The organism is Pectinatus cerevisiiphilus (assembly GCF_004341685.1).
GTDB classification, from domain to species: Bacteria; Bacillota; Negativicutes; order Selenomonadales; family Selenomonadaceae; genus Pectinatus; species Pectinatus cerevisiiphilus.
Genome location: NZ_SMAA01000001.1, coordinates 118,475 through 133,687 on the forward strand (window position 1 = coordinate 118,475; position 15,213 = coordinate 133,687).

The 15,213-nt window shown below is 40.2% G+C and carries 13 protein-coding genes; all 13 read left to right on the forward strand.

Annotated features, from left to right (window positions below):
- The first annotated feature begins 172 nt into the window (after nt 1-172).
- The gene (locus tag EDC37_RS00535) at nt 173-1,522 is read left to right on the forward strand and encodes a cytochrome ubiquinol oxidase subunit I (protein ID WP_132546918.1); all 1,350 of its coding nucleotides are present in this window, start codon (nt 173-175) and stop codon (nt 1,520-1,522) included.
- A complete protein-coding gene (gene cydB / locus EDC37_RS00540) occupies nt 1,522-2,532 on the forward strand; it encodes a cytochrome d ubiquinol oxidase subunit II (RefSeq protein ID WP_132546919.1) in 1,011 nt (336 codons plus the stop codon). Before EDC37_RS00535 ends, cydB begins: the two co-directional genes overlap by 1 nt.
- A 103-nt stretch (nt 2,533-2,635) precedes the next feature.
- Complete coding sequence (cydD, locus tag EDC37_RS00545) at nt 2,636-4,354, forward strand: thiol reductant ABC exporter subunit CydD (RefSeq protein ID WP_132546920.1); 1,719 nt, start codon at nt 2,636-2,638, stop codon at nt 4,352-4,354.
- The gene (gene cydC / locus EDC37_RS00550; protein ID WP_132546921.1) at nt 4,351-6,039 is read left to right on the forward strand and encodes a thiol reductant ABC exporter subunit CydC; all 1,689 of its coding nucleotides are present in this window, start codon (nt 4,351-4,353) and stop codon (nt 6,037-6,039) included. Before cydD ends, cydC begins: the two co-directional genes overlap by 4 nt.
- Before the next feature lie 171 nt (nt 6,040-6,210).
- Nucleotides 6,211-6,753, forward strand: a complete 543-nt coding sequence (locus EDC37_RS00555; protein ID WP_132546922.1) for an ECF transporter S component — start codon at nt 6,211-6,213, stop codon at nt 6,751-6,753.
- Between the two features lie 32 nt (nt 6,754-6,785).
- Nucleotides 6,786-8,144 carry an NCS2 family permease gene (locus EDC37_RS00560; protein WP_231040014.1) on the forward strand — a complete coding sequence of 453 codons (1,359 nt, stop codon included), beginning with the start codon at nt 6,786-6,788 and terminating at the stop codon, nt 8,142-8,144.
- Nucleotides 8,145-8,201: 57 nt separating this feature from the next.
- The gene (locus tag EDC37_RS00565) at nt 8,202-9,374 is read left to right on the forward strand and encodes a phosphopentomutase (protein WP_132546923.1); all 1,173 of its coding nucleotides are present in this window, start codon (nt 8,202-8,204) and stop codon (nt 9,372-9,374) included.
- Between the two features lie 50 nt (nt 9,375-9,424).
- Nucleotides 9,425-10,747, forward strand: coding sequence for a pyrimidine-nucleoside phosphorylase (locus EDC37_RS00570; protein ID WP_132546924.1), 1,323 nt, complete (start codon nt 9,425-9,427; stop codon nt 10,745-10,747).
- A gap of 18 nt (nt 10,748-10,765) precedes the next feature.
- Nucleotides 10,766-11,167 carry a cytidine deaminase gene (locus EDC37_RS00575; protein WP_132547068.1) on the forward strand — a complete coding sequence of 134 codons (402 nt, stop codon included), beginning with the start codon at nt 10,766-10,768 and terminating at the stop codon, nt 11,165-11,167.
- A 42-nt stretch (nt 11,168-11,209) separates the two neighbouring features.
- The gene (locus EDC37_RS00580; protein WP_132546925.1) at nt 11,210-11,968 is read left to right on the forward strand and encodes a MurR/RpiR family transcriptional regulator; all 759 of its coding nucleotides are present in this window, start codon (nt 11,210-11,212) and stop codon (nt 11,966-11,968) included.
- 131 nt (nt 11,969-12,099) lie between these two features.
- On the forward strand, nt 12,100-12,951 hold the full coding sequence (locus EDC37_RS00585) for a tagatose bisphosphate family class II aldolase (RefSeq protein WP_132546926.1): 852 nt from the start codon (nt 12,100-12,102) through the stop codon (nt 12,949-12,951).
- 16 nt (nt 12,952-12,967) lie between these two features.
- Nucleotides 12,968-13,894, forward strand: coding sequence for a 1-phosphofructokinase (gene pfkB, locus EDC37_RS00590; RefSeq protein ID WP_132546927.1), 927 nt, complete (start codon nt 12,968-12,970; stop codon nt 13,892-13,894).
- A complete protein-coding gene (locus EDC37_RS00595; RefSeq protein ID WP_165874427.1) occupies nt 13,891-15,198 on the forward strand; it encodes a PTS fructose transporter subunit IIC in 1,308 nt (435 codons plus the stop codon). The genes pfkB and EDC37_RS00595 overlap by 4 nt, the downstream gene beginning before the upstream one ends.
- Nucleotides 15,199-15,213 lie beyond the last annotated feature (15 nt).

Here is a 15,213-nt window from a genome sequence, read left to right on the forward strand (position 1 = left end):
AAAAAGCGTATTAATATAATGTACAGTAAGAATTTATTAAGAAAGCTTATCTAACGAAAAGAAATACGGTATCAATTTTAATTATCAATTAATAATAGATTGCATTTTTCCTTATAAAAATTTATACTATAAAAATAGATGTAATATTTTATTTGATAGGGAGGATACAAGTATGGATGTCATTACACTGTCGCGATTGCAATTTGCGATAACTACTATTTATCATTTTTTATTTGTCCCGTTATCCTTGGGGTTGTCTTTGCTTGTTGCTATATTGTCGACAATATATTTGAAAAACGGAAATATTGTCTATAAGCGGCTGGCAAAATTGTTTGGCAAATTATTTATTATTTCTTTTGCCATGGGTGTTGTCACGGGTATTGTCCAGGAATTTCATTTTGGTATGAATTGGTCTGAATATTCCAGATTCATGGGCGATATTTTTGGTGCACCTTTAGCACTTGAAGCTTTATCTGCTTTTTTCCTGGAATCTGTTTTCCTGGGTGTATGGATTTTTGGAGAAGACAGGCTGCCTAAAAAGGTGCATTGCCTTTCTATATGGCTTGTAGCATTGGGAAGTAATTTGTCATCTTTTTGGATATTGGTAGCCAATTCCTTTATGCAGCATCCAGTAGGGTATGTTATTAACAACGGGCGTGCTGAAATGACGGATTTTTTTGCACTTATAACTAATCCATATGTTTTTGGGCAGTTCGCTCACGTCATGACGTCTGGTATTGTTACGGCAGGAATTTTGGTGGTAGCGGTAAGCGCTTATAAACTGCTCTGTGGCGAAAATGTAAAAATTTTTAAAACGGGTATAAGGGCAGGTGCCATATATGCGGCTATTGGTCTTTTTGCCGTCATGGGCAGTGGCCATCTGCACACGCAGTATATTGGCAGTGCGCAGCCGATGAAGTTATCGGCAATGGAAGCTTTATGGAATGATGCCGATCCTGCTCCATTTACATTGTATGCGACGATTAATACACAAAAGGAAGAAAATGAAAACGCTATCGAGATACCATATGCCTTGTCTTTTATGCTGCATAATTCACCAAATGGAGAAGTTAAGGGTATAAAAACGCTGCAAAATGATATCCAAAGAGAATACGGTTACGATGATTATGTTCCCCATGTGACGTTGTTATTCTGGAGTTTTAGAATAATGCTTGCTTGCGGTGGACTCATGCTCTTAATGATGCTTGTAACTTTATATATGAGTTTTACAAATCGTTTGTCAGAATATAACACTGTGTGGCTGCGCTTATTGGGACTCAGTATATTTTTGCCGTTTATTGCCAATACCGTAGGTTGGTATATAGCAGAAGGCGGCCGGCAGCCGTGGATGGTAACTGGCCTGCAAAAGGTTTCTGATGCTGTATCGCAAAACATAACATCAACGGAGGTCTGGATATCACTTATTGGTTTTACTGTGATTTACGCACTGCTGGCAGCTGCCGCATTGTTTGTCGCTGTTAAAATCGTTCGGCAGGATGTTACTGAAGGGAGCGGTTTATAATGGATTTACAAGTTGTCTGGTTTATTTTGGTGACTGTTTTATTTATCGGCTTCTTCTTTTTGGAAGGTTTTGATTACGGTGTGGGCATTCTTTTACCTTTTGCTGCTAAAACTGATGATGAACGCCGTATGTTTATAAATAGTATAGGTCCTGTTTGGGATGGTAATGAAGTTTGGATGATAACGGCAGGTGGCGCATTGTTTGCGGCTTTTCCACATGTTTATGCCACGATGTTCAGTATGCTTTATATGGCATTGTTTTTGATGCTCATGGGGCTTATCGTCCGTGGTGTAGCCTTTGAATTTCGGGGTAAACATGATACTGCCTGCTGGCATAATTTATGGGATTGGTTAATCTTTATCGGCAGCTTTCTTCCCGCTTTTTTATGGGGGGTAGCAGTTACAAATCTCATGAAGGGATTTATGATCAACAGTGACAAGATTTATATGGGAACTTTCTGGGATCTGCTTTCGCTGTACACTATTGTCGGTGGGATAACTTTTGTGCTTGTTTTTGCTTTTCACGGATTGACCTTTTTGTCGCTTAAAATTGATAAAAAATCACCTATTATGCCGCGCCTTCGTTTTGGGGGCACCTGCCTGGGTGGTACGGCAGCGATCTTTTATCTTTTCTGTGTAGCGTTGACAGGTATTTATACTGATGTCTATAAATCTTCGTCATGCCTCGGCTTGCTGCTTTTGGCTGCTGTGGTGTTTGTGTTGGCGATAATCGCACGGCGTCAGGATAGATGCGGCGCTGCTTTTATCGGTAGTGCGCTGGCTGTTGCTTTTACTACAATTGGAGTATTTGTGGGATTGTTCCCGAGAATACTCATCTCGACAATGAATCCTGAATGGAGCCTTACTATAACCAATGCTTCATCTTCACCGTATACACTTTCCATTATGACGGTAGCGGCACTCATTTTTGTACCGTTAATACTCATTTACCAAGGCTGGACTTATTGGATATTTAGAAAGCGTATAACGACTAATGATTTAAAACATTGATAGAGCGTTTTCTGCAATGAATAGATAAAATTCTCAGCTGACAAGGGCAGGTGATACTGCTGGCTAGTGCACTGGCCTTTTGTCATGGGAAGGAATACAAATTATGATTGATAAAAATTTGCTAAAACAATTGCGGCCTTACAGATATGGAGCGGCAGCGGTTGTTTTGCTGGATATTGTTTCCGCTGTTATTATTACAGCACGTTGTTATTGTCTGGCTGCCATTATTGATGATATGCTGTTTTCCCGTTTGGACAGGGAGGCAGCAGTGCCGCGACTGGCGCTGCTGCTTTTTCTTTTTTTACTTGAAGCAGCATTTAATTTAGGCGTGAGGTTTATAGCGCACAATGCTTCTATTGGAATACGGGAAAAAATACGCTGCACCTTTATTGACAGGTTAGTCAGTAGTAGTCCGTTTTCATCCGTGTACAATACGGATCTGCTGCAACTATTGACAAGGGGGATTGACTCTTTTGACCCGTATTTTGCTAAATTTCTTCCGCAATTAGTATTGACTGTAACACTGCTCTTTGTTGTTTTAATCGCTGCCTTTTATAATGATTGGGTATCAGGTATTATTTTTTTGGTGACATTGCCCTTAATTCCCTTTTTTATGATGCTGATAGGAAAACGGGCACAGTTGGAAAATAACAAACAATGGGCGGCATTGACGCATTTAAGCGAAGTCTTTTCAGAGCTTTTGGCGGGTATGGCTGTCATAAAAATTTATAATCAAGGTAAGGAACAGTTGAAAAATACTTTGCGGGCAGGCGAAGAATTTTCGCGGGCGGTGTTAAAAGTTTTGCGGATAGCTTTTTTATCTGCCTTTTTTTTGGAACTTATAGCGACTTTGAGTATAGCTGTAATCGCTGTTAATATAGGGTTGCGGCTATTGTACGGCCATGTCGGTTTTTTGCCGGTCTTTTTTGTTTTACTTTTGGCTCCAGAATTTTATAAACCGCTGCGGCAAACGGGCAGTATGTTTCATGATGCCATGGGGGCATTTACAAATGCGGAGAAAGTTTTTGCAGCGATTCAAAAGAAAAACACGGTTGGCGGAAACAGGTGTATTGATTTTACAAAAGCACCGCAGATAAGATTTTCTAAGGTTTATTTTCAGTATGCCAAACAGCGTGAAAATGCTTTAAACGGAGTGAATTTAAATTTTGCCGCAGGCAAAGTAACAGCTATAGTGGGACGCAGTGGGGCTGGTAAGTCAACAATTTTTTCGTTACTGTTGAGATTTATTTCACCGACAGCGGGTAATATATTTGTTGATGATATTGATGTTACGTCACTAGCAGAGAAGTTTTGGCATCGCAATATTGCATATGTGCCGCAACAGGCACATATATTTAATGCCACTTTGCGGGAAAATATCTGCATGGGAAAAACTGTGGACGACGAGAAAATAAATGGGGCAGTAGAAGCGGCAGGTTTGCAGGAGTTGGTTTCCTCTATGCCGCAAGGACTCAATACGCTTGTCGGTAACGGGGCACGTGGTTTAAGCGGTGGACAGATAAGACGGGTAGCGATGGCCAGGGCTTTTTTAGCAGAGGCTTCAATTTTGATGCTGGATGAACCGATGGAAGGACTGGATATAATGACTGAAAAAGTTGTCCAGGCTGGATTAAAAAAGATTGCCCAAAATAAAACGGTTATAATTATAGCGCACCGTTTGGCATCAATAAGAAATGCTGATGTTATTTATGTCCTGGAAAAAGGGACTGTGGTTGAATATGGGACGGATGCGTATTTGTGTAAAAATGGCGGCCTGTATTGTGAAATGCTTGCAAGTAGTACAGGAGGGCGGCAGCTATGAGAAAAAAAGGATGGCTTTTGCTGCGGCCGATACTGCCGTTTCTTTTACTTTCGGTATTCGTAGGCTTTTTGTGTAATATCAGTGTTGTTGGGCTTATGGCGGCTTCTGCCTATCTTGTTACCAGTGCGGCTTTGCATACACCGCTTTATGTTTTAGCGTTGGCGATAACTGGCGTGCGTGCCTGCGGTATTTGCCGGGCAGTTTTTCGTTATGCTGAACGGTATATTTCGCATAATGCGGCTTTTGCCGCATGGCGGGAATTGCGGCTTGAAATTTATAAAAATGTCATGGCGGCCTTGCCTTTTTCTGAAAAAATGACGCATAACGGCAATATATTTATGGCAGTTATAGAGGCGCTTGACGATCTACGTGATGCTGTCCTGCGGCTTTTTTTACCGCCATTGGGCGGATTGCTGCTGACAGTGGCGCTGTTTCTTTTTCTATTGCCTTATAATAAGATGGCGGCAGGTGTTTTTGCAGCAGCTTTCTTTATTATAGTTTTGCTGATACCGTTTATTTTTCGTCCACGCAAGAAAAAATTGCTGCCATCGTTGCAGGCAGAGGTGTATGAATTTATGGACGGTGCTGTTGATATGGCGGCCTTTGGCTATGCGGACAGACGGGCTGAACTGGCTTATGTCAGAATAAAGCAAATAGCCTTGGCGGAAAAGAAGATGTTTTATACCACGGCATTGGCAGAAACTTTTGCCCAATTTACTGCTGCTGGTGCAATAGTAATTATGCTGGGGATTTTTATAGAAATGCAGCCTGCACTGACAGCAGTAGAGACAGCCGTCTTACTTTTGGCTGTTATGGCTGCTTTTGAAGTGCTGGTACCGCTGGCGGGACTGGGCGGGCAATGGCGAAAAGCAGCTGATGCTTTCGGGCGGCTGGAAACTCTTTTGCAGAGCAGGAAAGATGAATTACCAGCGCCCTTGACGTTGACGCTGCCACAAGAAAATTTATTAACGGTAAATGACGTTTCTTTTGCCTATGCAAAGGAAAAAGCACTTTATGAAAAATTGACGTTTACCCTGCATAAGGGAGAAAAAGTAGCACTTATTGGCAGCAGTGGCAGTGGTAAAAGTACAATCGTCAATTTGCTGGTGAGATTACTAGTATATAACAGTGGTGCTATCTTTTGGCAGGAGCATGTTTATAATGAACTCTCGGCAGAAGATGTGAGAGAGAAGATAAGGACGGCACTGCAAGAGCAGTATGTTTTTGATACGACGATAAGGAAAAATTTTCAGATGCTTTATCCTCAAATAAGTGATGCAGAAATATATATGGCATTGCAGGCTGCCGGTTTAGGTGAATTTATTGCCCAGGTACCACAAAAATTGGCTACACGTACAGGCCGCGATGGCAGGTATTTGTCAGGTGGACAACGTAGGCGGCTGGTTATTGCTTTGGCACTTGCCCGCAAAACGCCATTACTCATTCTTGATGAACCGACGGCGGGACTTGATGCCCTATCAGCCGGTGAAATAATAAAAACAATAATGCACGTGTCTACAGATAGGACAGTTTTGGTAATAACGCATGATTTAAGCCGTATTGAAGAATTTGACAGGGTACTTATTCTTGATGATGGGAAAATAGCTGAAGCGGGAACCCCATCAGAACTGCAAAACCTGAATGGTTTATTCGCACAAATGCTGCGCTGTCGTAATGTTATTTAATCGAGCTGCTAATGCTGACAGCTTGACCAGGTAGTAGTTATCTATTATAATATGGGCGGCGCAGACGAATTCCCTTTAAGCGTAAGTATGGCAGCAAAGATTTATCTATAGGACGAAATTGCTTTTATAAATGATTAGGAAAGCAAATAGAAATTGGAGAACAAAAAGTATATGGAATTTAATAAAGTAAAGGTTTTGACCAGTATGGCAATGCTGATTGCGATATCATTGGTATTAGTAGCAGCGGTCACTTTTCCCGTCATTCCGGCAGCACCGTATTTGAAATATGATCCGGCGGATATCCCTATATTGCTTGGGACATTTTTGTTCGGTACACCGGCGGGGTTATTGCTGACGGCGATAACTGCCGTATTGCAGGGATTGCTAATAAGCACCGATGGTGGTCCAATTGGTATATTGATGCATTTTCTCGCTACAGGAAGTTTTGTTTTGGTTGCTGGTGTTATCTACCACCGCGGCAGGACGAAAAGGGCAGCTTGTGTTGCGCTTTTGCTGGGGACGGTGACAATGACAGTAGTCATGGTGGTTTTTAATTTGATTTTTACACCGCTTTTTCTGGGAGCACCGATGAAGAAAATAGTGGAAATGTTGTTGCCTGTTATAATTCCATTTAATTTATTGAAAGCAGGAATAAATTCTGTATTGACTTGGATAATTTATAAACCTGTGAGCAGATTTGTACATAAGGTTTAGTATTTATTTGTGAATAGACAGGGGTGCTGTGGTTGGCAGCAGATATCCCTGTTTTTTTATGGGCAAGAACAGCTAGGACAGATATGCTTTTGATTAGGCATAAATTTTATACAGAAAGGGGATATTGCTTGAATATAGACAAGTATAAGAAAAATTTAAAGACAGAAATAGTGGCAGGCGTAACATCTTTTTTTGCAATATCATATATTATTATAATAAATCCATTAATTTTGGCGGATGCAGGTATACCAGTCGATTTTAGTATTTTTGCAACGATCATTATATCAGTAATCGGCTGTTTACTGATTGGTTTTTGGGCTGATGCGCCACTTGTAATCACACCGGGAATGGGGGTTAATGCCCTCTTTACATATACGGTAGTAGGCAGCATGGGATTTAACTGGCGGGAGGCACTTGCTATATCTATGGCAGCAAGCATCATATTTGCCTTTGTAGCTTGTTCCCGATTGTCGGTATTTTTTGCGGATAATATACCTAAATCATTAAAATGCGGTATTACAGCAGGGATTGGTTTATTTTTAGTAGAAATAGGATTAGAGAAGGGCGGCCTGATCGTACGGGGAACAAATTCACTGGTAGCACTGGCACCCCTACAAAATGCGGCACTCTTGACAATTTTCGGTCTGCTGTTGAGCTTAGCCTTATATTTGCGGAAGGTAAACGGCTGTTTTTTTATCGCTATAGTTATAACAAGTATTATTGGGATTGTTATGGGGATGGATTCATCGCTGCCGGTAAATGTTGATCTTGGCAGACTGAGCGCATACGGTAGTGTCGTTTGGCAAATGGATTTTTCCGCCGTATTGAGTTTTCGCTTTTGGCTGGCAGTATTTTCTATGGCGATGCTTTTGATTTTTGATACTATGGGAATTTTGGAAGGATTATTACCCAATAAGGATAAATTTAAGAAATCTTTTGCGGGAACATCAATAATTTCAATCCTTTCCAGTATTTTTGGAACAAGTCCAGCCATTGCAGCTGCTGAAAGTGCGGCCGGCATCACCAGTGGTGGGCGCGGTGGTATGACTGCCATTACGGCGGGAATAATGTTCTTCCTTTCTTTATTCTTCGTTCCCTTTTTGGCCTATGTACCACAGGCAGCTGTCGCCCCGGTCATTATTATCACGGGGATGATAATGCTCAATCAGCTTAAAAATGTTGATTTTGCTGATTTCACAGAATGGTTTCCGGCTTTTATGATGGTGATTATGATACCGCTTTCAGGCAGTGTTTCAGCAGGGATGGCTTTTGGTTTTGTCCTTTTTCCACTGCTGAAAATTTTTGTTGGCAAAGCACGCCAGGTAAACTCGTTGATATATATATTGGGTTTTTTGTTTTTACTTGACTTGTTTTTTAATTCGTCTAAATAAGCTTTAGTGAATTTTTGGGGGCTAATATATGCCCTCGTATGTTTTGGAGGTATAAAAATGGCTATAAATAGAGTGTTTGTTATTGTACTTGACAGTTGTGGAATGGGAGCCGCGCCGGACGCAGGAGAATTCGGCGACCATGATTGCAACACGCTGCGTTCGATTGTTTCCTCAAAGGAATATTCCACACCAAATATGAAAAAGATAGGCCTTTTTAATATTGATGGCGTCGACTATGCAGAAAAAGAAGCTTTACCTCTTGGAGCATTTGCCCGTTTGCAGGAAAAATCGAGGGGAAAAGACACAACGATAGGCCATTGGGAAATAGCGGGAATAGTTTCCCCGGATGCTTTACCGACTTATCCAAATGGTTTTCCGGCAGACGTAATTGCAGAACTGGAAAGGGCTTTTGGCAGGAAAATACTTTGTAATAAACCTTATTCGGGAACGAAGGTAATTCACGATTATGGGCAAGAGCATGAAAAAACAGGAGCGTTGATAGTATATACGTCAGCAGACAGTGTTTTGCAAATCGCTGCACATGAAGATGTTGTGCCGTTGGAAAAATTGTATGAATATTGCCGTATTGCGCGTAAAATAATGCACGGAAATCATTCGGTAGGCAGAATTATAGCAAGGCCTTTTATCGGCAAATACCCAAACTATGAAAGAACACCGCACCGTCATGATTTTTCATTGCTGCCGCCAGCGGATACAATGCTTGATGTGTTACAAAAGAAAGGTTTTGCCACAATTTGTGTTGGCAAAATTTCAGATATTTTTGCAGGCCGTGGTGTAGGACAGTATATTCCAATCGAGGGCAATGAAGATGGAATGAAGAAAACGATAGCGATACTGGGGAAAGATTTTAAGGGATTGTGCTTTGTTAATTTAGTTGATTTTGATATGAAATATGGTCATCGCCGTGACGTCGACGGCTATGCTCGGGCAGCGACAGTCTTCGACAAACAGTTGGGCGAATTCATGGGAAAAATGCGTGCGGGAGATGTATTGATGATAACAGCTGACCATGGCTGTGATCCGAAAGCACCGGGGACAGACCATACAAGAGAATATGTGCCTTTGCTCATTTTGGGTAAAGCAATAAAAGCAGGTGTGAATCTCGGAACGCGGCCTACTTTTGCTGATATTGCGGCAACCGTAACAGATATATTTGGCGTTCATTTAAAAACGCAGGGGATGAGTATGGCGGATAAAATCTTGCTATAGTGTGGAGAAGGTAGCTGCTGGGAAAAGGCAAACTTTGTGGAGGTATGCTGATGCGAATATTCGATATCATTACAAAAAAGAAACACGGCTGTGCTTTAACGGATGCAGAAATAGAATATATGGTAGACGGTTTTGTGCAAAATGATATTGCTGATTATCAGATGGCGGCGATGCTCATGGCTATTTGGTTTAAGGGTATGAATGACCATGAACTTTTTGTTTTGACGCAAGCAATGGCAAGATCAGGAGATATGATTGATTTATCAGCAATTACAGGTAAAAAAGTGGACAAACACAGTACCGGCGGGGTTGGCGATAAGACTACGCTGGTAATTGCACCTATTGTTGCTGCCTGTGGTGGCAAGGTCGCTAAAATGTCAGGGCGTGGACTCGGACATACTGGCGGAACTATTGATAAATTGGAATCGATACCTAAAATGCGTACCTCCTTGCAACAGGCAGAGTTCTTTTCTATTGTAAATAAGATTGGCTTGGCAGTTATCGGCCAAACGGGAAATCTTGCTCCGGCTGATAAGAAAATATATGCACTGCGTGATGTAACCGCAACGGTTGATAGTATTCCTTTGATTGCGTCATCAATTATGAGTAAAAAACTTGCGGCTGGCAGCGATTGCATTTTGCTTGATGTCAAGACAGGCAGTGGTGCTTTTATGAAAACCTTGGATGAATCAATCCAGTTGGCACAGAAAATGGTGGCTATCGGTGAACAGGCGGGACGAAAGACATTGGCTTTGATTACGGATATGGATATTCCGCTCGGTGCAGCTGTAGGTAATTCACTGGAAGTTATTGAAGCAATTAATACTTTGCAGGGGAATGGGCCAAAAGATTTGACTAACATTTGTTTACAGCTGGCAGCTAATATGCTTTATTTATTAGATAAGGGCAGTATGCCGGAATGCTTGGCGATGGCGCAGAAAACAATAGAAGACGGCAGCGCTTTCACTAAGTTTGCCGCAATGGTTGAAGCCCAAGGCGGAGATACAGCTTTTGTTTATGATACCAGTAAGTTTGCCCGGGCACGCTACTGTAAAAGAATTTTGGCGGATGCAGATGGTTTTATCAGTAAGATGAATGCTGAAAAATGTGGCATTGCATCAGTTATGCTGGGAGCAGGACGTGAGGTCAAAGACGCGTCAATTGATTTTTCGGCAGGTATCATGATTCGTAAAAAATATGGTGAAGCTGTGAGAAAAGGGGATATACTGGCGGAGCTATTTACCTCTGAGGAAAAACGACTGGAGGAAGCGGCACTTGTATATAAAACAGCGATCATTATAAGTAAAACAAAACCCGTGCAAATCCCTTTGGTTTTTGCACGGGTAGAAAAGGATAAAGTAGAAAAATTTTAGGGGGGCTGCTGTATGGCGATGGCTGATACACTGCTGGAGGCTGCCAAAAAAGCTAGAGAATTTGCCTATAGTCCGTATTCAAAATTTAAGGTAGGCGCTGCCGTCTTGGCAAAAAGCGGCAGTATATATACGGGGTGTAATATTGAGAATGCATCTTACGGACTTACTAATTGTGCTGAGCGAACAGCTATATTTAAAGCCATTGCAGCGGGAGAAGTGAATCTCACAGCGCTGGCAGTGGTTGCTGATACAAAAGAACCAGTTTCGCCTTGTGGTGCTTGCCGGCAAGTAATGGCAGAATTTAAGATAAATAAGATTATTATGGGTAACTTGCAGGGAAAAATGAGAGAGGTAACATTGGCAGAGTTATTGCCATTTTCTTTTACTGATACTGATTTCACAGATAAACATAATGGATGATAAGACGGCTGACCGTGCAGTCAGCTAAAAAGGAGGGGTTTTGTGATTATAAAGCTTGAACAATATATCCTGGATAGATTGACTGCTACGGAGAAAAAAATTATTGATTATATCAATGCTAGTGATACGGAATTGAGTAAGATGTCGATTGTCGATATTGCTTTTGAAACATTTACTTCACCTTCTACAGTGTCGAGGGCAATTAGAAAATGTGGTATAAACGGATTCAATGAATTGCGATATTTGCTTATGAAACCGAATGATAATAAGAACATAGCCAGTGTCAACGAAATTATGAATAAATCTCTAGTAGAGGCAGCGCAGACGATTGAACGGGTATCTATTAATAAGCTACTGGAGATAATAAACACGATTATTAGTTATAAAAATAAGAAAATTTATGTATTTTCACGTGGCCCGACAGCAATGGTAGCAGCGGAATTTTGTTTTAAAATGGAATTACTTGATTATAATATAACGCATACAGATGATCCGAAAATAATTGAGCAGATAGCGAAAAATGCCGTTAAAAATAATCTATTTATAATGTTTTCGTTAAATGGACAGACTAGAGAATTGATAACTGCTGCAAAACTGATCAATAAAGTGGATGCTAAGCTGATAATATGCTGTTGTTATGATAAAAGCACTTTACTGCAATATGCTGACTATTATCTAATTGCATATAAGAGTAAGAATGTTTCAATTAAAGAATTTGAAGTTACATCGAGAATACCGTTATTTATATTATCGCGTATAATAATTGATTATTTGGTGGAACAAAAAAATACTTTGCTTTAACAAATATATTTATAAATGTATAAACCTTCCTGAAAATCTTTTCATGTAAACTTGGAAAGATTTTCTTTTTATTTTGTGCGATTATAAACGTATAAAAATAAATAATCTGATTTTTGGGAGGACTTATAAAAATGAATAAATTATTATCGACAAAACAAATGCTTTTAGATGCGCAAAAACATCATTACGCAGTTCCGGCATTTAATATTCACAATATGGAGACACTGCAAGTTGTCGCTGAAACTGCGGCGCAGATGAGGTCTCCGCTCATTATTGCTGCCACACCGTCTACAGTTTCTTATGCAGGCGCGGATTATCTTGTTGCGATGGCACGCGCAGCTGCACAAAATACAGATATTCCTATAGCATTGCATTTAGATCATCATGAAGATATCGAAACTATAAAAGAAGATATAGATACGGGATTTAGTTCATGTATGATAGACGCATCAAAATTACCTTTTGAAGAAAATATTAAGAAAGTGCAACAAGTGGTTACTTATGCACATAGATATGATGTGACAGTAGAGGCAGAATTGGGAAAACTTGTGGGAAAAGAAGATAACATTGTAGTTCGTGACGCTATTTATACTGATCCGGAGGATGCGGTAAAATTTGCTGCAGCTACAGGAATAGATTCACTCGCAGTAGCTATTGGGACAGCCCATGGTTTATACAAAGGAAAGCCAAAACTTGATTTTGATAGACTTCGTGTTATTCGGTCAAAGGTGGATATTCCACTCGTGTTGCATGGTGCTTCTGATGTGCCGGATGAAATGGTGAAACAGACAATTGAATTGGGTATTACTAAAGTAAATGTAGCTACTGACCTGAAGATACCATTCGCTGCTGCCGTAAAAGACTTTTTTAAAAACAATTTAGAGGAAAGTGATCCGCGTAAATATATGACACCAGGAAAAAATGCCATGCGGAAAATAGTAGAGCATAAAATCAACGTCTGCAATAGTGCAGGCAGGTATTGATTTGGGAGAGCAGCGGATGATTTATACTTTGACGATGAACCCTGCTATTGATTTTAATATTACGGGGAAAGATATTAAAAAAAATTTTGTTAATAGAACATGGAATCCAGTGTATACGCCAAACGGTAAAGGTGTAAATGTTTCTCTGGTGTTAAAGCATTTTGGTTATAAGTCTGTTGTGATGGGTTTCTTCGGGGGTTTTAGTGGTAAATATATCGTAGATGAATTAGAGCGTGCCAATATTGACGTACAGCCTGTATGGGTCGATGATGTGACCAGAATAAATATATTTTTGAATGATGGTAGTGATGAATATAAATTTGTCAATAAAGGGGCTTTTGTGTCATACCAAAATCAACAAGAATTATTGCAAAGGATACAAGCTCTTACTGACTGTGAATATTTATCCATAAGTGGCAGTCTGCCACCAGGAATAGATGAAGATTATTATGATGAAATTGCGCAGATCTGTCGAGAAAAAAATATAAAATTGATTTTAGATATAAGTTCGCCTCATTTAAAGGAATTACTTAAATATAAACCTTTTTTAATAAAACCTAATGATGACGAAGTCAAACAGATCTTTGGCTATGATGTAATTTCCGATGACACTGCGGTGGTGGCGCTGAAAGCTCTCACAAAACAAGGCGCTAGAAACGTTTTGCTGACGATGGGGAGTAAGGGTGCGTATTTTACAAATGGAAGAGATGTATATTTTTCTACTGCTCAGAAAATAAAATTGCTCAGTTCAGCATGTGCTGGAGATTCAGCTTTAGCAGCTTTTTTAAGCGAGTTTTTATATGAAGGGAGTATTGAAGAGGCCTTAAAAAAATCGGCAGCGACAGGAGCTAATGTTGCTGAGAGCAATGCGCTGGGAGAGATGGAGAAGGTAGAAGAGTATATGAATCATATACAAATTATAAAGAAAGGAAAAATAAAATGAAAAAATTATTAGCAGTTACAGGCTGCCCTACGGGAATTGCCCATACTTTTATGGCAGCAGAAGCCTTGCAAAGGGCAGCAGAAGCTAATGGCGTTCAAATGAAAGTAGAGACGAATGGCGCTGTAGGGGTTGAGAATGAATTAACAGCAAAAGAAATAGCAGAAGCAGACTGTATCATAATAGCGTGCGATAAAAATGTTGAAATGGAAAGATTTAATGGGAAGCCAATAATAGAGGTATCTGTGACAGACGGTATAGCCAAGGCGGACGCTTTAATAAAGAAAGCCATATCAGGAGGAGTTGCTGTCCGTGGTGAAGAAAAGAAAAAAAATTCTGAGATAACAGAGGAATTTTCTGGAGCACCATCTGTGGGACACGAAATATATAAACACCTAATGGCCGGTGTTTCCAATATGATTCCTTTCGTTGTTGCAGGTGGTATTTTAGTTGCTATATCTTTTTTATGGGGAATTTATTCTTTTGATCCTAATTCGGATCAATACAATGCTACTGCTGCTTTGCTTAAATCAGTCGGTGGAGCATCTATGGGATTAATGGTACCTATTTTGACGGCCTATATAGCAAATTCTATTGCTAATAGACCAGGACTTGTCGCTGGATTTGTTGCAGGGACTATTGCTCTGACAACTGGGTCAGGATTTATTGGTGGTATTATTGGCGGCTTTATGGCTGGCTATTTTGCCAAATGGATGGTTAAAATACTTTCAGGATTACCTAAAGAATTTGAGGGATTAAAATCAATTTTTCTCATACCATTGGTCACTGTAGCGGTTATTGGAACTATTATGGCTTTATTGGGCGACCCTGTTTCAGCGGTTAACAAATTTATGATGGATTTTTTGTCTAACCTGCAAAATTCGAATCCAATATTTCTCGGTATTGTAATTGGGTGTATGAGTGCGTTTGATATGGGGGGACCAGTTAACAAAGCAGCATATGTAACAGGAACGCTTTTGCTTGGACAAGGTAATTTTTATTTTATGGCTGGTGTTTCAGCAGCGTGTATTACACCACCTTTGGTCATTGCAATTGCAGTTACTATTTTTCCGAAAAAATTTACTAAGGATGAAAGAGCAGCAGGCTTTGTAAATTATATACTGGGATGCACACATATTACTGAAGGGGCGATACCATTTGCAGCAAAATCACCATTTAGAGTATTGCCAATATTGATGATGAGTTCATCCATATCGGCTGTGCTTACATATATGATGAAGGTACAAGTACCGGCACCTCACGGTGGTTTTTTGATATTGGCATTAGTAGATAAACCTTTGGTATGAGTGGCATGTATACTA

Coding starts and splice junctions, on each gene's coding strand:
- EDC37_RS00535 (WP_132546918.1), top strand. CDS start 173: ATGGATGTCATTACACTGTCGCGATTGCAATTTGCGATAACTACTATT.
- cydB (WP_132546919.1), top strand. CDS start 1,522: ATGGATTTACAAGTTGTCTGGTTTATTTTGGTGACTGTTTTATTTATC.
- EDC37_RS00565 (WP_132546923.1), top strand. CDS start 8,202: ATGGCTATAAATAGAGTGTTTGTTATTGTACTTGACAGTTGTGGAATG.
- EDC37_RS00595 (WP_165874427.1), top strand. CDS start 13,891: ATGAAAAAATTATTAGCAGTTACAGGCTGCCCTACGGGAATTGCCCAT.
- cydC (WP_132546921.1), top strand. CDS start 4,351: ATGAGAAAAAAAGGATGGCTTTTGCTGCGGCCGATACTGCCGTTTCTT.
- pfkB (WP_132546927.1), top strand. CDS start 12,968: ATGATTTATACTTTGACGATGAACCCTGCTATTGATTTTAATATTACG.
- EDC37_RS00585 (WP_132546926.1), top strand. CDS start 12,100: ATGAATAAATTATTATCGACAAAACAAATGCTTTTAGATGCGCAAAAA.
- EDC37_RS00555 (WP_132546922.1), top strand. CDS start 6,211: ATGGAATTTAATAAAGTAAAGGTTTTGACCAGTATGGCAATGCTGATT.
- cydD (WP_132546920.1), top strand. CDS start 2,636: ATGATTGATAAAAATTTGCTAAAACAATTGCGGCCTTACAGATATGGA.
- EDC37_RS00575 (WP_132547068.1), top strand. CDS start 10,766: ATGGCTGATACACTGCTGGAGGCTGCCAAAAAAGCTAGAGAATTTGCC.
- EDC37_RS00570 (WP_132546924.1), top strand. CDS start 9,425: ATGCGAATATTCGATATCATTACAAAAAAGAAACACGGCTGTGCTTTA.